Origin of the sequence: Agrobacterium tumefaciens, from assembly GCF_013318015.2 — a bacterium.
Taxonomy (GTDB): domain Bacteria; phylum Pseudomonadota; class Alphaproteobacteria; order Rhizobiales; family Rhizobiaceae; genus Agrobacterium; species Agrobacterium tumefaciens.
Genome location: NZ_CP115842.1, coordinates 1818082 through 1837124 on the forward strand (window position 1 = coordinate 1818082; position 19043 = coordinate 1837124).

A 19043-nucleotide genomic window follows, 5' to 3' on the forward strand; every position below is an offset into this window, starting at 1 on the left:
GGCTTAGCTGCGGACGATTGTCGGGGGGGGAAGGCATTGCTAAAATTACCAATTTTTTCGGCCCTTATGGCTTTTTCCGCAACCGCAGCCACAGCTGCGGACGACGTTGTTGCCACACCCGCGCCGGTTGATGTGGCACCAGACTGGGCATTTCAGGCGACGGGTTATCTCTGGGCGACCGGCTTGAATGGCAACGTGTCGCCGTTCCAACGTGCCCCGACCCTCCATGTGGAGAAATCCTTTTCAGATGTCATGGATGATCTCAATTTCGGTGGGTTTCTCAACATCTGGGGACGTTACGACCGTTTCGTTCTTTCCGGCGATTTAATGTATGTCGATACCACCGACAGCAAGGCAGCCGGTCCGCTGCCTGCGCTGCAAATTCCAGGTTTGCCAACCTTGCCTGCCGGTGCCGCCATTGATGCGACTGTCGACACACAGGAATTCATGGCAACACTGCAGGCGGGTTATCGTCTTATCGACGCGGACGGATTTTCTCTCGACGCGCTTGCCGGCGGGCGCTTCTGGCATATTTCCAATGACGTTGCGGTTACTGCCAGCCACCCACTGATCGGCAGCGTTTCCGCCAGTCATAGGGAGAGTTTCGGCTGGGTGGACCCCGTCATCGGCGCGCGCGCATTTTTCAGCCTCACGGACAAGCTGTCCGTTCAGGGGCAGGTGGATATCGGCGGTTTCGGCGCGGGTTCCGATCTCACCTGGTCAGCACTCGCGACGGTGAACTACATCTTTACCGACACATTGTCGGTCTCGGCAGGCTATAAGGTGCTCGACGTTGATTACTCGCGCGATGGTTATGTCTTCGATTCACGGCTGAGTGGACCGGTTGTCGGGTTGACGTACCGGTTCTAGTCACTGTTGTCGCGAGTCTCATCGCCTTTTCACACCCATCCCAGAAACAATTTTAGTTTCTCCTTAACTTTGGTCTTCATCTCGGTCTTGCAGGGAGATGCGCATTGCAGTAACTTCTGGTTGTTATTTGACTCGAAGAACCAAAGGGCATGAAATTGGCGGGTCGCGCTTAAAATTCACGGATGAAAAATAATATCCATGCCATGGTGTTGGCAGGATTGATTATTTCGTGAATTTCTAATGTGTACGGTTCTTTCAGAAAATGACTAAAGACTATCGTCTCGTAAAGAAAGTTACTACTTTAACGCTTCTTGGATCAGATGAACTGATCTATGTACCCGGTAGGGGATCGACAGCAAGGACAGCTGCAGAGTGAAGCATGGGCGGCATTGCCGCGACAAACTTCATTTCAAATGCAGGCCTCCGAAATATGCCACTTGCTGCTTTCATTCCTGGTTTCCGACGGCTAGTCTCTCCTGACTTTTGTCTCGCAATTGTGCCGGCCGCTCAAATCTCAGCCAATTCCCCGAGGAGCGCGGCGAATGGTTTCAAGCGAACCTTTGCCATTGCGATTTTTGCAAACCTGCTCGCGTCAGGGCAGGCAACTGCACAGTCGCCCGCCGATGATTTTTCCCGCCGGCAGGACCAGCAACAGCAGTTGCAGCGGCTTGAAAACCTGAAACAGATAACTCCTGATGGCGTCGCTGGTCGTGAGAGCCGAGCGCCAGGAGGCGGCGCGAAGTCCGCTGGTCCATGCTTCAATATCTCGCGTGTAGAGATAGAAGGTGCTGCAAGTCTGTCCGCCATTGCGGTCGGAAAAGTCACGAAGCGCTACGACAATCGCTGCGTCGGCGTTGCGGATATTACCACGTTGCTCAAGGCCATCACCGACCTTTATCTGGACAAGGGATTTGTGACTTCGCGCGCTTATGTTCCCCCACAGGATATTGCCGGAACAAGATTGCTGCGGCTGGTCGTCGTCGAGGGTAGGATCTCGGATATCTACCTTAATGGCCACCCGGTCGCGAGAAACGGCGCATTCGCGACGGCTTTTCCCGGCGTGAAGGGTGAGGTCGCCAATATTCGCGATATTGAACAGGGGCTGGACCAGATCAACCGCCTGTCATCGAACGACGCGAAAACCTCCATGTTGCCGGGCAAAGAGGACGGCACGTCCATCCTCAACGTCGAGAACAAGCCGCGCAAGCGCTGGTACGCGAGCATTTCCAACAACAACCTCGGTCAAGAGAGTACCGGTTACTCCCAGACCAATGTTTCCGTCGGCTTCGACGACCTGTTGGGCATCAATGATCAGTTGGGGTTCTCCTACGGTCGGAGCGGCCCGGATTATCCTTGGGACGACGATGGCCGCGGGCACAGCAACAGCTATTCGGTTAATACAAGCATACCTTATGGATACTGGACGTTTTCAACAAATGGCTCCTGGTACGAATATAACAGCACCATTCCCGGCAATTTTGGGCCGATCGAAACCTCGGGCAATTCCGGTCAGGTTGGATTTGGCATAGATCGCGTCATTCTGCGCGACAAGGATTCTATCACGACGCTCAGAGGCGGTCTCACCTACAAGCAGACCGACAACTTTCTTCTCGGCAATCGAATTGAGGTGGGAAGCCGTCGATACACGATTGGCAGTCTGGGCTTGTCGCGTTCACAGAGAATTCTGGGTGGCGTCATCGCTCTCGATTTTGCCCTTGATAAGGGTCTTGATCTCTTCGACGCCGTGGAGGCCGGAGAGCCGGGGGCGGGCACGGCGGATCCCCGGTTTTTGAAATTCAACACTACCGTCAGCGCGACGCGGCCGTTCGAGGCGGCTGGCCAGCGGTTCGAATTAACGACGCTCCTCAATGCCCAATATTCGCCCGATAACATGTTTGGCGCAGAACAGATCGGGCTTGGTGGCTCCAGCAATGTACGGGGCTCAAGGGAAAGCGTCATATTCGGTAACAACGGATTTTTCAGCCGCAACGAACTGGTTTGGCGGACAATGCCATGGGAGGGCACAAGTCTGGCGCCCGTTCTGGGCGAATTACGCCCCTACATGGCCCTCGATTATGGCCGCGTGTTCTCGCAGCATCGCTTCGATTTTCCAGACGGCTATCTCGCGAGTTGGACCGTTGGTGCGAAACTCGTTGGCGGAAACATCAGTGCCGATTTCGGCTACTCCCAGGCATTTTCCAGCAGCGTCAGTCACGGACGCGGCAATCTCATTTTCGCCAGCGTGACGGCACGCTGGTAGGCTTCAAAAGAGAATATTATGGTCAGATCTTCTTTTCACGCCCCCAAATTGTCTGTCGTATTCGCGCTGGTGGCGACTGCCAGTGTCGTTTCCGGCTGCGGTGGCCGGGCAGCGCATCCGGTTGCCTCGACAAACCCTGCCGACAGCGCTTTCGATTGCGCCGGCATCAAGCGCGAATTCGAGGCTAACGAACGGCAGGTCCTGGCAACGGTGAAAGAACGATCCGATGCGCAGGGTAAAAACGTCGTCCTCGGTGCGACAGGTGTTCTTCTGTTTTGGCCGGCTCTTTTCTTTATGGATCCGAAATCGCCAGAGAAACTGGAGATCGACGCATTGCGTAACCGCAATCAGGTCCTTGGCGAGATTGCCAAAAGCAAAAAATGCCCGGCCCCGCAGTCGAAGCTGGCGGATGTCTACAAGAAACTCGACGCCAAGCCGTCCCAGGCCGACACGAGCAGAAAAGACCGCTAAGCCCCAAATTCCGTCTGCCACGAGAGGCGAACAACAATGACATCACAGTTTAAGCGTCTTCCACGCAAAACAACCGACCTCGCATTGTTCGCCAATGCCGGGACGCTGGCTCAAAAAATCATTGCCACCGTTGTCAGTTTTACGCTCGTGCTTCAGCCAGTGCTTCTTCACGCACAGGACATATCGCCGGAAGTTGGAGGATCTTTTGCAAATCGCCCCGGGATAGGGGCTGCTCCGAACGGCGTGCCGCTCATCGATATCGTCGGACCCAACAGCCAGGGTCTGTCGCACAACAAATACAACAATTTCAACGTCGGCACGCCGGGCGTTATTCTCAACAACTACAATGGTGAGATCGGTACGTCGAAGCTGGGTGCCGCGACACCTGGCAATCCAAACCTTCAAGGCAGGGGTGCTGCCACGGTCATCCTCAATGAGGTGACGTCGCAAAATCGCAGTTCTCTCGTCGGGCCGACCGAAGTGTTCGGCGGCCGCGCCGACGTCATTATCGCCAATCCGAACGGAATCACCTGCGACGGCTGCGGTTTCATCAACACGCCACGCGCCACGCTGACGACGGGTGTGCCTGACATCGGCGCTGATGGACGTCTCAATGGCTTCACGGTCAATAGCGGAGACGTCACGTTTGGTCCGAAGGGCGCGAATTTTGCGACAGGGGACGGGAGAGTCGATCTGTTCGATATCGTATCCCGCACCATCCATATTGACGGTACGATTTATGGCGAGGATTTGCGCCTGACGGCCGGCAAGAGCAAGTTCGATTATGCCACGGGGGATGCAACTCCACTTGATGCGACCTCCGGAACACCTGAATACGCAATCGACGGTTCAGCACTCGGGGCCATGCAGGCCGGCCGTATCAAGATGGTCGTCACGGAAAAGGGCGCTGGCGTTCGCATGCGCGGAGACATGGCCGCCAATGCCGGGGAGCTCTCGCTGTCGGCCGACGGCAAAATCTCGATCGGCAATGCCTCTGGCAATAACGGTGTGAACATTTCCTCTAAGGGAAGTGTTTCAACTGGTCGTCTGACCTCGAAAAAGTCGGTGTCGGTTAAGGCGGGCAAGGACACCAAGGTCGCTTCGATCGGTGCTGAAGAGGATATTCTGATCAATGGTGGGGCCGGCTTCATAGATGTCGCCGGTACTCTCGGGACCAGTGGTGCAGTCAACCTTCTGGCAGATGGGCGTATTGCCTTGGCCGACGCGTCGGCTACCGGACCCGTTTCGCTGTGGTCCGGGGCTGGCTCCATTGCCATCAGCGGCACGGCCCAGTCTGGCACGGCGATGTCGCTAACGGCGGCTTCAGGCGCGATCACAGCGGGCTCGCTGCTTTCGAAAGGCGATTTGGCGCTGCTTTCCGGCCTTCATCTCGGGATTTCCGGGCTCGTGCTTGCAGAAGGGAATTTGCAGGCTTCGGCTGGCAGCGACATCCGCTATGACAGTCTGGAGGCAAACGGAGACGTTTTGCTGTCTTCGACAAATGGTGTCATCAGCTTCGATAAACGCACGGCCGCCGGGGGCGACATCAGGATCAGGCAGCAAAATGCCGACCTTTCCAATAACAGGAGCAGACTTGCCACATCCGGCACGCTCTACATCGATGCCAATAATATTAATCTCACCAACAGCACGCTAACGTCAGGTGGCATTGATCTCACCTCATCTGGAACGACAGATCTGACGGGTGCGCGGCTCAATGCTGTCACCGCGAGCAGCACAGCTCGTTCCGTTCAGGGGTCAGGTGACATCGCGATCCAAGCGGGTAGCCTCACTGCAAATGACGTCACCAATATTCTTGCGGCCCATAATCTGACGCTGTCGCTTTCGCAACTTGCCAACGCCGGTCAGTTGGCTGCTGGCAATGATCTTACCCTCAATATCGCTGGCAACCTCACCAACACCGCCACGGGGCTCATCTATGCCGGTAACGACGCGGCACTTTTCGTGGGCGGCGTGCTTGCCAATGATCAGGGGGCGATTGTCGCAGGTCGTGACCTCACAATTGCTGGAAGTGCTTCTGGCGCGCGCAACGCTGCTACGGTCAACAGTTCAGGTCTAATTTCCGCTAGTCGCAATATCTCGATCCTGACGGCAAATCTGCGTAACGAGAAAAGCGTGGCTCCGACCTATACGAGCCAGCAAATCTCAAACGCACTCGTGTCGGCTTATGACACCTATTATGCACGCGAATGTGGAGATTGTTCATCTCCCGTCTCTTTTGCTGGCAAGCAGTTCGTCATTGGTGCGCCCATTCGCCATGTCTATCGTGATGTGACTGAAGACCGTCTCACATCGGCTGGTAGCCCCGCAGCGACAATCGAGGCGGGCAATACGCTTTTTGTCGATACCGTCGATCTTACCAATGCCTATAGCAACATCGAAGCCGGCTCCGGCATGACACTTGTTGGCTCCGGCACGCTGAACAATCTCGGTTTGCAATTGCAGCGTACCACTTCGCTCAATTGCAACCAACAAGGCGGCTGCCAGTATTTTCCCGATGTCATCTATGAGTGGCAGGAAACGAAGACAACGGGCGATACTGGAGGCCACGAGAGCTCATGGCAGGTCTCTATGCCTGGTCCCAGTCCCTTTGGAACGGGGGATGCGTCAAAGGATATCGGGCCGGGACGGACCGTGGAAAGTGTCGAGGCGATCGGCGGTGTTCCCGCGGAGATCCGCTCTGGCGGAGCGCTGAGCATTACCGGTTTTGGTGCCGTTAACAATACCGCCGCAGCAGGTACGATCGCCGACCATGTCGCTGTGGCAGCGCCTGCGCCTTCGAGCGATCCCACCGGATTGCTCGCTGGCATGACCGCAAGCGGTGCGCTGTTCACACTCGGCTCCGTTGCAACCCCGCAGTCCGGTGGCTTTGGCGGCACCATTCCCGGTCAGACGTTCCTCTATGAAACGCGTGCCGCCTTCCTCGATGTCTCGAAATTCTACGGATCGAGCTATTTCCTTGGCCGCATCGGCTACCAGCCGGACCGGCAGATCCAGTTCCTTGGGGACGCCTATTTCGAGAACCAATATATTGAGCAGCAGCTCAGACTGGCGACGGGTTCCGGCTTTACCGGGCAGGATTCGATCGCTCAGATAAAGCAGCTCCTTGATAACGGCGCTGCCTATCTGGGAGCGCAGCAGCGCCCGCTTGGCGAACCGCTGTCGGCTGAGGAGATCGCCAGCCTCACCGAATCCGTCGTCGTATATGAGTGGCAGACGGTGCACGGTACGACCGTTCTTGCGCCGGTACTACATCTCGCCGCCAATGACAGGGAAAGATTGAATTCTGCGGGCGCGCTGATCGCCGGCAATCAGGTGACAATCGATACTGGCCTGCTTGCAACATCAGGCATGATTGCATCGGCTGGTGATCTGACTGTTTCCGGTTCGTCGATCGCGGCGATCGGCGGCACCTTCACGGCGGGTGGCAATGCCTCGCTGAAGGGGAACGAGAGCATTCTGCTGGCCAATGCGAAGGTGAATGCAGGTGGCAATCTCGGCCTGACGTCGAATGGAGACATCAATATCTCCGTGACTGAAAGGTCGACAACCAGCACATTGCGCGACAAGCGGAGTTCGACGACGGTTGTCAGAACCACCAGCCAGGGTTCCGAGATCACCGCGGGCGGTTCGGTCTCAGCCAATGCAGGCGGCAACCTCAACGTCATCGGCAGCACGATTGCCGCCGATGGAACCGTTGGCTTGAAAGCGACCGGTGATGTGACGATCGCCGAAGCTGTCGACACTACCACGATTGACTACGCCTATAAGAAAAAGGGCGGTCTGTTCGGCGGAAGCAAACAGACGACGAGCCACACGGAAACGCAGACCGTCGTCGGATCATCGGTCAGCGGCGGGAAGGGCGTGGCCATTACTTCGGGTGGAGATACCGTCCTCTCGGCCTCGACGGTGACTGCCGGCGATGAGACCAACAAAGCCGATATTAACGTCAGCGCAGGTGGAGATCTGCTGATCGCGTCGGGCAAGAATACGGCGGAGTTCGAGCAGAGTTCATCAGCCAAGGGTTTCCTCTCCAAGAAAAGCTCCACGCAGTACAACTACGACGAAGCGACAGTCGGCTCCGAGCTTTCCGCGTCTGGCAACATCAAACTGGATGCTGGCGGCAACGCTGTCATCGCCGGCTCGAACATAACGGCAGGCGATGCGATCAGCGTCGCGGGTGACAGCGTCGCCGTGATCGGGGCCGAGGAGCAGCATGCGCTGGAAAGCAGCAGCAAGAAATCCGGTCTGTTTGCGGGGTTTGGCGGTGGCTTCCTTTCGCTCTGGGGCAAGGAGCAGAAAGAAAAGAGCCAGTCGTCTACCCTCAACGTTGGCTCCGCGCTCAGCGCTGGAACCGATGTCACGCTCACGGCACGCGAGAACGACGTGAATGTCATCGGCTCGTCCACCATGGCAGGGCGTGACATTGCGCTGGAGGCTGCCCGTGATGTCAATATCACTCCCGGGGCAGAAAGTGCCTCGTCACAGGAGAAGGAAAAACGCTCGGGCTTCGGTATCAGCGTCTCCTCCGGCGGTGGCGGCTTCTCGGTGGGTCTCGGAGTACAGAAGACCAAAGACAGTAAGGAGCAGCAGACCAACACGAACGCGGTCTCTGTTCTCACTGCCGGTCGTGACCTCCTTGTTTCCGCAGGAAACAACGTCAATCTGCAGGCGGCAACAGCCTCCGTCGGACGTGACGTCGACCTCTTTGCCGGGAATGACATCAATCTCCTCTCGGCCAAAGACCGCACCAATTATCAGGAGATGCACGAGAAAACCTTTGCCGGAGTTACGGTTTCCGTGTCCAGCCAGGTTGGCAAGGCCGCCCAGAGCATCATGAGCTCGGCCGAACGGCTGTCGGACGGCGGTGGGGTCAACGCCATCACAAATACCGCCATTGCCGGCCTTGGTTTCTATCAGGCCTATAAGGATCTGCAGGGCGTCTCGTCAGACCTTTCCGCGGGCAAGGGCCTGTCCTTCAACGTGGGTATCAATGCCGGCGTCAGCCACCAGGAGAATAGCGCTTCTTCTTCATTCTCCACGCCTGTCGTCACCGATATTCGTGCTGGTCGCTCCATCAACATCGAGGCAGAAAACGGTAATATAACAAGCGAGGGAGCACAGATCCTCGCCGGCTACGGGAAGGACGGCCTGCCGGTCATCTCTTCCGATGAGCTGACCGGCGACATCTTCCTGTCCGCAGAGAATGGTGACATCAATCTCAACGCGGCCAAAGGCACATCTGACGCGGCAAGTTCAAACAAGTCCTGGAGTGCAAGCGCCGGCATCAATATGGGCTGCACGACGTCGGGCGGCTGCAATGCCAGTGTCGGTGTCAACGGTTCTTACGGCAAGGGCGGTTCCACCACCTCCGCAACCAGCCATACCAATACACATGTCAACGGCACTGGCGATGTGACCATTGTCACCAATGATCTGGCGCTCAAGGGCGCGACCGTCGCCGGCAACTCGGTCACCGCCGAGGTCAGAAACCTGACGATCGAAAGCCAGGTGAATACGGCCACGGCAAAGGCGGATCAGCTCAATGCGTCTGGCCAGATCGGCTTTGGAAACACTGGCGTCTCCGGCTCCACGCAGAAGGCCAAAGGCGATGCGGCGGTCGTTACCGAGCAATCCGGCATCCACGCCGGAACGGGTGGCATCGATCTTAACATTGAGCAGCACACTTCCCTTGTCGGTGGAGTAATTACCAGCGAGGCTGGCTCCGGACGCAACAACCTCTCTACTGGCACTCTTGACGCCACCGACATCGATACGCATTCAAGCTGGAAAGCCGAAACCTATGGCGGCTCGATTGGTACTGGCGGCCTCTCCATCGCACCGCCGGTCAAGGCTGGCGAGAGCGAGACCGGCAAGGCCTATTCGGCGATCGGCGGCAACATCCCGATCACCATTACCGATCAGGACAACCAGAAGCAGGACATTGGCACGATCCGGCGCGATACCGCCAATACCAACACCTCACTACCCGGTTTGCCAGATCTCGAACACATTCTGCGTCAGCAATACAAAACGCAGGCCGATCTCCAGGAAGCGCAGAAGACAATGGCTGGTTTGGCCGGCGATATTGCTTCCAGTTTCTACAACAACGCGACGACTCAGGCCGAACGTGATCTTTGGGATGAAGGTGGTGCAGGTCGAGCCCTACTTCACGCCATCGGAGGCGGTATCCTTGGCGGCGTCAATGGATGGGAAGGGGCGCTCAGGGGTGCGCTTGGCGGTACCGCATCGGCGCTCATGGCGCCAGCCATTGCGGACCTAGTCAAGGGCATGCTCAAGGACAGCAGTATGTCCGATCAGGACAAGCAGATACTTGCCACGTTGATCGGCGCAAGTTTGAGCGCCGGGGTCGGCGCGGCAGTGGGCGGCGGAGAAGGCGCGGCATACGGAGCTGCGGAATATCAGTACAATTATCTATATCACAATGAACAACTGGCCCGGGAAAAAGCGAAGGAGCAGCTTGCAAAATGCGAGGCGGCAAACACCTGTACAGACACCCAAATCGCAGCGCTGCAGGAGCAGATTGGATATTGGGATCAGCTTGATACGCACCGCGATACGGTTCTTGCGGATTCCTGTAATGCTAACCGGACAAGTCCGGCCTGCGTTGCCACCATCACCGATGCGCTGAAAGCTGTCGAGTATCTGCGTGACCCTGCCAACCCCATGGACCCTTCATCCATGGTTCCGGGCGGCTATGCCGACATGGAAAGGCGGCTGGTCAATGGAGGCTTCGGTGGCTTGTCGAGTCAGGATCTCGCCGCAGCCGTCTACGCCGAACGTCTTCAGACCATCGAGTTGCTGGCGCAATATCCGGATTCCGTCCAGGCGGCTCTCAAGGGTTTTGTTAATCAGTCAATTGTCAACGCAGCCATCGCTGTTCTCACATTTGGCATTGCTGAAAAGCTTGGAGCTACGGGGCCGAAGGGCAACGCTGGTCAAATCTCTGGTGAGGCTACAAATAACCAAAACGGCACGACATCAGGTACATCCGCTGCAAGCAACGCAAATGCCCAGGCTGCGCTGAAGGCTAAATTGTCAGGCTTGCAGAAAGCACAACAGTCAGCTGTCGTCACAAAAACGCTGCCTGATGGTAGAGTTCGTTACTATACGCAGGAAGTTCAAGCGCGAACTGACGGCCCCACGCGCGGTGCATCGTTTGTCACGGAGTATAATCCCTCCACAGGCTCAACAAGGCAGTGGATGGAAAGCTACGATCATTCAGGGAAAGTCATTCGAGTTCATCCCAAGAGCATTGATGGGAGACCGGTAAACGCACAACATTATCCTCCAACGGGGGCAGAACTGGAAGGATGGAAATGACACTGGCACCTGGCGAATTAGCTGTAATGTTTGAGAGGGAACTGCTTGGTGGTTTCAATCCGACGAGAGTTTCGAGACTAGCAACCCGCATTTATCAGCAACATGGCTTGGAACTTACACCGAAAATGGACGGCATAATCCTCACATTAATGGCAATGGAGGAGGGGCCAGAGTTTGAACTAAGTGAAACCGAATTTTTAAGCCTAATCAAAGAGGTTAAATCATTGTAGTAAAAACCATCGGAGATTTCGTCCCATTTCAACCAACACGGAAACACTTGGGCCGAGGAGCAGGAAGTCGACCTCCGTGCAGTCGGCTCGTGCCAGCGTGATTAATTACGACGGCACGCGAAAACGGTGTGGAATCATTTCTAGAAACCCAATCGGAAAACTGAGCGAATGAAATCGATCGGTAGCGCAGTTGAAGAACGGTGTAAAACGGAGCTTCAGGAAGGGGCTCGTTATCTTCTGGAAGACGGAGGCGATCCCGGAGTGCTGGATTTGCTTCGTCGAGAAATCGGAGCCGTTAAAAGCGCTTATTATTTGAGTGGTTACGAGCTTCAAGACTATCGCACCTGTAATTTGCAGGTGAACGGCATGACTGTTTGCCATATAGAAATTTCTGGAAAACAGATCGACGTCTTTGATAAGATAAGTATTTCTGAATACAAAATGGGTCTGAAAAGCAATGCCAAATTAAATTGCAAGTCGCGCTAAATATGGCTGCATCCCGATGAGTTTTTGTCAGTTAAATTATCTAATAGCATACGGAACAGCATTAAAATTTCCTTGGTAGTCCGCCATATTCAGTTGAAAAATGGTGAAGTAATATGCGAGCTAACTTTTTTCGACTCGAAGCGAGGCGGTTGTTGGAAATGGAACGTCTGATACTAGCAGAATTTCCACCTAGCATGAGATGCTATTACGAAATGACCGCGCTGGAACCACCGTTCGGCTTTTGAGGCGAAAGTGGCGTTTGCCCCACCAATGTTGTGCGTATTTAGGTAGGATACCGCGAGATGGCAGACAATCTGCGAGATATATCAGTTTGGTGCCAGAAATTCGTTCCGGCGCACGACTTGCCGAAAGGTTGGGAGCTCGCCCGGAGGCGCGACTGGGACAAACAGGAGAGGGCGCAGTCGACGCGTCGGAAGGTTTTGCCTGGGGCGTTTGTACTGGGGCAGTTGCAGCGGGAGGATCCATGTAGTGATCGTGCCCGTGTAACGTTAACCGCTCGGTTCAGATCAGAGCCGGTTGCCCCCAGGATCGAATGTGCATCGTCGAAGACGGCAGGCATTTGCTTGGTGGCTACCAAAAATCGGAGTTTCAAAGAACTTTGCAATGGCCCATACAGGATACCGTCCAGAAACGGAGCAGACATGAAGACCAGCCTTGAACATTTGCCAGAACGAAAGCAACGCGAGCTCGCGCGCGTCGTCGGAATTATTCAGGAAGAGTTTGCTGATCTGGTGGAGCGCTCGAAGTCGGACGCCAAGAAGGATGGACGGATTTTCAAAATCATTCTGTTCGGTTCTTACGCGCGCGGCACCTGGGTGGATGAACCGCATACGTCGAAAGGCTATCGCTCGGATTTCGATATCCTCGTCATCGTCAGCAACAAGGAACTTGCCGATCCCAAATACTGGGACAAGACAACAGACCGGCTGATGTGGGACAAGGAGATCGAGACGCCCGTGGGCCTCATCGTGCACGGCGCTCGCGAAATCAGTAATTTCCTAAATGATGGCCAATACTTCTTCGTTGATCTCGCCCGCGAAGGTGTTGTTCTTTACGAATTCGACGATCGGCCGCTCGCAGAGGCGAAACAACTCAGCCCTGCCGATGCACTCAGGGTGGCAGAAGATCATTTTTTGCGGCACTTCCCGGATGCGCGAGATTTCGCTGATGTGGCAAAATATCTCGTTGCGAAAGGTAACCTGCACCTAGCGGCCTTCAATCTCCATCAGGCAGTGGAGAGCGCCTACAACTGCTACCTCCTGACACTGACAAACTATTCGCCTGCGTCGCACAATCTCCAATTCCTGCGTGGACTTTCCGAAGGTCGTGATCACCGTTTGATTGACATCTGGCCGCGCGATCGTCAGCGATTTACCACATGGTACAACATCCTGAATGAGGCCTACGTCAAGGCACGCTATTCGAAGCGTTTCGAGGTTTCCGAAGAGGCGCTCACCTGGCTTCAGGAGCGGACCGCGGAACTTCACAAGCTGGTTGAGACGCTCTGCCGCGAGCACATCGAAAAGCTCGAACAGGCCGCGAACGCCAGCGACTGAGCTTCACCCGTAGCACAAACTCGTTTGAGCTCAGGTCGCAGCCACCGCAGGGTGATGAACCACAGGGTACAACCTATTCTTTCAATCCTGTTCATCGTCTCGTTTTGGTCGGCATGGGTGGCCGTCATTTCCTCGAGCAAACAGGTTTCGGTCGCGGCTCGCTTGTCTACATCACCCAGGTTTCTTAACGCTGCTGGCGCTTGCCGCGATAAGCGTCCGCAGACGCGCTGTAGACTGGTAACCCAGTGGTGCCGACGCCACTCGTATAGTGAAGATGAACCGAAATGAAGTCCACGGGATGCGGCTTATGGACCTGCCTCGGTTCGAAACAAGACCTTTGGCGTCGATGACATAGGCCGTCATGATCCTTATGCGCCCAGGCGCGCTTTTTCGGGGAGGCGGATCGAAGTCGCTGATAAGATTAGCATTCCCGTAAGCAAGGCCAAATGAAAATTCGAGTCGCGCTAGATATGGTTGCGTCCCGATGAGTTTTGCAGCCAATCTGGCTTCATATTTGGTGGGGCAGATGTTGCGGTGAATGTTGGCTAGATTTGGCCAACTGAGCTTGTTGACCTAGAGGTATTCGATCTTCCCGGATTTGCGACGTATCGTTTTTGACCGCGAGGTTGGAGCAACGGCGTAATGACCTTGACAGAGCACCCTAGGAGTCTAGAGGGGGTCTCATGTTCATTTTGGGAGTGTAGACATGAAATCGCTGGCAGCCGTTTCGGCTTTTGTGGGCAAAACCTTTGCGGTCTGGGTCATCTTGTTTGCCGTGCTCGGCTTTTATTTTCCAGATACGTTCAAGCAGATTGGGCCGTGGATCGTCACGCTTTTGTCGATCATCATGTTCGGCATGGGGCTCACACTTTCGGTCGACGATTTTCGTGAAGTCGTAAAGCGCCCGGTCGATGTCACCATCGGGGTGCTCGGCCAGTTCCTCATCATGCCGCTGCTTGCGGTCCTGCTGACCCGGATCATTCCCATGCCGCCGGAAGTGGCAGCAGGCGTGATCCTAGTTGGCTGCTGCCCGGGAGGGACATCCTCCAATGTCATGACATATTTGTCGAAGGGCGACGTCGCCCTCTCCGTCGCCTGCACGTCAGTGACGACGCTTGCTGCTCCTCTGGTGACGCCCTTCCTCGTTTGGTTGTTTGCCAGCCAGTTCCTGCCGGTCGATGGTTGGGCAATGTTCCTGAGCATCGTCAAGGTCGTGCTGGTTCCCTTGGCCCTTGGTGCTGCCTTGCAGAAGCTTTTGCCAGGTGTCGTCAAGGCGGCCGTGCCGGCTTTGCCGCTCGTGAGCGTCATCGGTATCGTTTTGATCGTCTCGGCGGTTGTCGGCGCATCGAAGGGCGCGATCGTGCAGTCCGGCCTGATGATCTTTGCGGTCGTGGTTCTTCATAATGGGCTCGGTTATCTGCTCGGCTATTTCGCGGCAAAGGCGACCGGCCTCTCACTCACCAAGCGCAAGGCAATCGCCATCGAGGTGGGCATGCAGAACTCCGGTCTCGGTGCCGCTCTTGCGACAGCGTATTTCTCGCCTCTCGCAGCTGTGCCCAGCGCCATCTTCAGCGTCTGGCACAATATCTCCGGCGCGTTGCTGGCCAACTGGTTTTCGGGCCGCGTGGACACGACGGCGACGACGAAAGCCGGATAGGATCGCCGGACGAAGATTGGCCGACGGGATATGAAGCAGCCCGAAAGGGGTTCTTCGAAACATGACGCCTTAGATCCGTAACGTCTCGACCAAAATCGTCATCGACGCGGAAGCACTATTCGCGTCGATGGCCGAAGGCGACGATCAAGAACATGAAAGTGTGAAAGCCCCGACCGCTTTCATATCGATATAGGTTTCGGCGGCAAGGTCGCTTGTTATCGCACCACAAAGACTGCCGGTGGTGACGATCTGTCCGCGCTTCAGCGTTCCATTCCTATTGAGCTTGGAATTGGCGAAAGCGACGAGCGGGGCGAGCGGATCGATATTTGGGTGTTTCACCACCGCATCGAAACGAAGCTCTGTACCTTCGGTCACCGTCAGATGCGGCAGATCCCCGGTATTTTCGGCTAAGGTATTAATGATTGCCGCGTCGATTTCCGGCCCGAGAACAAACCCGCGATTGGCAAGGCGATCCGCCAGAAAGAGCGGGAAGGGGACCTGGTTCTTTTCCACCAACCGGTAGCCGAGCAGCTCGACGCCGAGGTGAACGGCGTCGATATGTGTCAATATATCGGCCCTGCTTAGCGGGGTTGCGGTTGCCGCGGGTATATCGGAGGCGAGGGTGAAACAGATTTCCACCTCGATGCCTTCAACGTCTCTTCCCGTAAAAGACGCGACGTTATCCTCATCGACGCCATAACAATCGACCATCGGCGCAGCGACCGCGTTCCCGTCCGGCCGGATCGCCAGCTTCCAGCCTCCCACTGTTTTACCGGAAACTTCAACGAAAGCTCGTTGAACGGCAATGGCTTCCTCAAGGCCGTCTGGAACGAGGCCATCCGCCTGGATTGTCGCCAGCGCAATTTTGCTGCTGTTCAAGCCTGCTTTCACAAGGCCCTGGGCCAGTTTTTCGATCGCCGTCATTCCAGTCATCATCCCTCATTCTGTCTATTGGCCGAATGCTGTCACGATTTGGCGCTGCTTGCCAAGGCCATCAATGCCAAGTTCGACGACATCTCCGGCTTTCAGGAAGACCGGCGGCCTCATTCCAAGGCCGACGCCCGGTGGTGTGCCGGTCGTGACTCCATTGGCCGCCGCGCTCGATCTGGAAGGCGCGCTCCGAAACGTCGTGACAGACGCAATAACCGGCGACGACGGAAAGCGCGTCCTTTTCGCTGACATTGTAGGCGGGCTCGCCGATTACGAAGGCGATTTCCACTTCCCAGTCGGTTTTTTCCGAATCCTTCAGCAGCACGATCGGATCATTCGGCCCGGAAATGCAGGAGGTGTGTTTGTTGAACAGCACCGGCTCCTCCGGGATCGGCGTGTTGGTTTCGAGTGCGTGGTCGCTGTAATTCAGGCCGACTGCCACGAAATTTCCGACTGCGCCGACACAGGCGCCGATCCTGACATCTGGTGACACGATGGGAAGTGATGAGAGGTCGATTTTGCCAAGGTCAGCCAGAGAACGGCGCGAAAGCGTCTGACCGGTGATGTCGGTGATAACGGAAGAGAGATCGCGGATATTTCCATCGGCATCGATTGCTGCCGGCCTTTCATGACCGGATGGGCCACAACGGAGAAGTTTCATGCTGTTTTCCTTATGCTGCCGATTGCTGAAGGGCGTTTTCGCCCAGCGAAAATTCGAGCCGGTAAAGCCCGCTTTCCACCGACCCCGTCAGCTCCTGTTTCGACAGTTTATGTGCCAACGCGTCGCTGGCATTCGTTACGGAAAGGGCGGAGCCGCCTTCGATGAGGATGATCCAGTTGGGCACGCCCACCTGCCGACCCTTTCGCTCTGCTGTCGCAAGGCTGCTTGCGCCATTGTCCGCAATGCACAGGTGCACGCCGCTGACGCCGTTCAGTTTGCCGATCTCGGTCAGCGCTTGTGATAGCGCATATCGCAACGCTGCCTTCCGCCCATCGGCGGCATCAAACCGGAAGGTGGCGATAAAGCCGCCGTCACCACATGCATGGGAGTATTCGGTGTTGCACACGCCGCGCGTCGTGTTGCGAAAGTCGGCGGTCGATTTTTTAGTCCAGGGCGTGGGGCTGTTCAGCCGCTCCAGGTAGGGCTGGCCAACCAGCACCTGTGCGTCCGCCGCTTCGTAGAGCGTGAAATATTCCGGCGTGCCCTGTTCGGCGACATAGCGGCGTCCGCGCAGGAAGCCGGGGATCGTCACGCGTTCCGGAATATGCTCGCGATTATGCCATTCGATGAAGTTTTCGCGGCCTTCCGGCAAGATGTCGTTCCAGATGGCGACGACGGCTTTTCCCAAAAGAGACATAGGTTACCTCAATATGTTGCACGACCGCCGGACAGGTCAAAAACCGCGCCGGTCGAAAAACTGCATTCGGAAGAAGAGAGCCAGGCCACCATACTGGCGACCTCGGCGGGTTCGAGAAATCGGCGCATCGGGATGCGCGAGAGAATATCGTCCAGCCGTTCCTTCGGCGCGTCGATGCTCATCGCCGTCAAGGAAGCGGCGGGTGTGATGGCGTTGACAAGGATGTCCGATGTCGCCAGTTCCTTGCCGAGGCTTTTCGTCAGCGCCACCAACCCCGCCTTGGCGGCGCTGTAGGCGGCGGCCTGATGCATGCCCTCTTTTGCCTGGATCGAAGCGACATTGACGATGCGGCCGGCGCGGCTCCTCTTCGCCGTCTCGATCATCAGCGGTACGAGGGCACGGCAGACAAGAAACGAACCGATGAGATTGACGTCGATGATCCGACGGAATTCCTCCACCGGAATTTTCCAAAGCGGCGCGACATTGCCGACAATGCCGGCATTGTTGACAAGAATATCGAGCCTGCCGAGTTGGGTGCGCAACTCGGCGGTAGCCACGTCGATGCTTTTAGGTTCGGTAATGTCGACACCGGATGACGGAAGGCCGGCAAACTGGTGTTGTTTTACGCAGGCTGGCAGGTCCCAATGGACGACCGTCGCTCCGCAGTCGCGAAGGCGCTGGCTGATGGCGGTGCCAAAGCCGCCCGCAGCGCCGGTAACAACCGCCACCTTGCCCTCTAAATCATAATATGTGGACATGTTTTAAACCATTGTTCCGCGTGCCAGCCCGGCGGCATCCGCCGGACTGGGAGCATCCGTGCTTATTTGGCGATCAGGCCGTTGGTGAAGAAGGCGTTTGCCGGCATATCGGTCTTGATGTCCTGATATTCCTTCATCAGGTCGAGTGTCTGCTGCCAGTCGGCAACAGCCATTTCTCCGAGCGGTGCGGAGGGGGCCGTGGGCGACGGCAGAAGCTTGAGCGAGATTTCAAGCTGCTCTTTGAGGAGTTTCGGATCGCCGGTAGGCTTTTCCTTGACCGCTGCCGCAACCGCCGCATCAGGATCGGCCTTGGCCGCTTCGATGGATTTCAGCGATGCCGCGACGAAACGTTTGACGAGGTCCCCATTGTTGTCGATGAGCTTCGTGTTGGTGACGATGGTCAGGCCCTGCGTGTTCACACCGAGTTCCGCAAAGGAAAACACCTTCTGTTGCAGGCCTTTGGAATTCAGAACCACCACCTGGTTTTCAAGCCCGCCGAGGATGCCTGCTGCGCGATCCTGCATGATGGCGATGATCTTGCCGGGGCCATCCACATTCAGAATGTTGACCTTGGAGGAGTCGACGCCGTTTTTCTTCCAGATGGCTGGCAAGAGGGCGAGAGATGCTTCGCCGGCACTGGCGGCGACCGTCTTTCCTTCCACGTCCTTTATGGAGTTCACGCCGGAATCCGCCCGGAACGTCATCGCATAAGGCGAGGTATTGAGCAGGCCAAGCACGGATTTGACAGGCGCGCCTTTCGAAGCGCCGGCAATCACGCTGCCGCCATCGGCAATGCCGAACATATCGCCGCCGGTTGCGACGGATTGCACGGTGCGTGCCGAACCCTGACCTTCGCCGATTTGCAGATCAATGCCGGCATCCTTGTAGAAGCCTTTTTCCGCGCCGTAATAAAAGATGGTGTGGACGCCACTCAAAAGGAAATTGAGGCGGAGCGTCACCTTGTCTTCGGCTGCGGCCGATTGCACACCCGCCAGGCCGACGGTAAGGGCAAGCACGCCGCCCGCCAGTGTTTTCTTCATTGTATTAAACATTTTATCCTCCCTTTTTAATTAAAGTCCTG

12 protein-coding genes and 1 pseudogene are annotated in these 19043 nt (G+C 56.3%); 8 read left to right on the forward strand and 5 right to left on the reverse strand.

Annotated elements, in window-relative coordinates; genetic code table 11:
• Positions 1–66 precede the first annotated feature (66 nt).
• The 8 genes from G6L97_RS21740 to G6L97_RS21775 all read left to right on the forward strand — a co-directional run bounded on the left by G6L97_RS21740 (position 67) and on the right by G6L97_RS21775 (position 14916).
• Positions 67–870: a hypothetical protein gene (locus G6L97_RS21740; protein ID WP_060642635.1), complete on the forward strand. Its 804-nt coding sequence runs from the start codon at positions 67–69 to the stop codon at positions 868–870.
• A gap of 379 nt (positions 871–1249) precedes the next feature.
• Entirely contained in the window at positions 1250–3130 is a 1881-nt protein-coding gene (locus G6L97_RS21745; protein WP_060642634.1) for a ShlB/FhaC/HecB family hemolysin secretion/activation protein, read from the forward strand.
• 18 nt (positions 3131–3148) lie between these two features.
• Positions 3149–3601, forward strand: coding sequence for a hypothetical protein (locus tag G6L97_RS21750; RefSeq protein ID WP_035200264.1), 453 nt, complete (start codon positions 3149–3151; stop codon positions 3599–3601).
• Positions 3602–3637: 36 nt separating this feature from the next.
• Positions 3638–10966, forward strand: coding sequence for a hemagglutinin repeat-containing protein (locus tag G6L97_RS21755; protein WP_174003720.1), 7329 nt, complete (start codon positions 3638–3640; stop codon positions 10964–10966).
• Positions 10963–11196 carry a hypothetical protein gene (locus G6L97_RS21760; protein WP_060642631.1) on the forward strand — a complete coding sequence of 78 codons (234 nt, stop codon included), beginning with the start codon at positions 10963–10965 and terminating at the stop codon, positions 11194–11196. Before G6L97_RS21755 ends, G6L97_RS21760 begins: the two co-directional genes overlap by 4 nt.
• Before the next feature lie 168 nt (positions 11197–11364).
• A complete protein-coding gene (locus G6L97_RS21765) occupies positions 11365–11682 on the forward strand; it encodes a hypothetical protein (RefSeq protein ID WP_060642630.1) in 318 nt (105 codons plus the stop codon).
• Between the two features lie 662 nt (positions 11683–12344).
• The gene (locus G6L97_RS21770) at positions 12345–13259 is read left to right on the forward strand and encodes a nucleotidyltransferase and HEPN domain-containing protein (protein WP_174003871.1); all 915 of its coding nucleotides are present in this window, start codon (positions 12345–12347) and stop codon (positions 13257–13259) included.
• Between the two features lie 706 nt (positions 13260–13965).
• Positions 13966–14916: a bile acid:sodium symporter family protein gene (locus G6L97_RS21775; RefSeq protein WP_065703333.1), complete on the forward strand. Its 951-nt coding sequence runs from the start codon at positions 13966–13968 to the stop codon at positions 14914–14916.
• Positions 14917–15060: 144 nt separating this feature from the next.
• Here the strand turns inward: G6L97_RS21775 and G6L97_RS21780 are convergent, their stop codons facing one another.
• The 5 genes and pseudogenes from G6L97_RS21780 to G6L97_RS21800 all read right to left on the reverse strand — a co-directional run bounded on the left by G6L97_RS21780 (position 15061) and on the right by G6L97_RS21800 (position 19014).
• Positions 15061–15840: a hypothetical protein gene (locus G6L97_RS21780; RefSeq protein WP_060642627.1), complete on the reverse strand. Its 780-nt coding sequence runs from the start codon at positions 15838–15840 to the stop codon at positions 15061–15063.
• 24 nt (positions 15841–15864) lie between these two features.
• Positions 15865–16507, reverse strand: a pseudogene (locus G6L97_RS21785) (fumarylacetoacetate hydrolase family protein).
• Positions 16508–16517: 10 nt separating this feature from the next.
• Positions 16518–17204, reverse strand: a complete 687-nt coding sequence (locus G6L97_RS21790) for a DUF4286 family protein (RefSeq protein WP_174003722.1) — start codon at positions 17202–17204, stop codon at positions 16518–16520.
• An 8-nt stretch (positions 17205–17212) separates the two neighbouring features.
• Positions 17213–17962, reverse strand: coding sequence for an SDR family NAD(P)-dependent oxidoreductase (locus G6L97_RS21795; RefSeq protein ID WP_174003724.1), 750 nt, complete (start codon positions 17960–17962; stop codon positions 17213–17215).
• Between the two features lie 62 nt (positions 17963–18024).
• On the reverse strand, positions 18025–19014 hold the full coding sequence (locus G6L97_RS21800) for an ABC transporter substrate-binding protein (protein ID WP_112161273.1): 990 nt from the start codon (positions 19012–19014) through the stop codon (positions 18025–18027).
• Between the last annotated feature and the right edge of the window lie 29 nt (positions 19015–19043).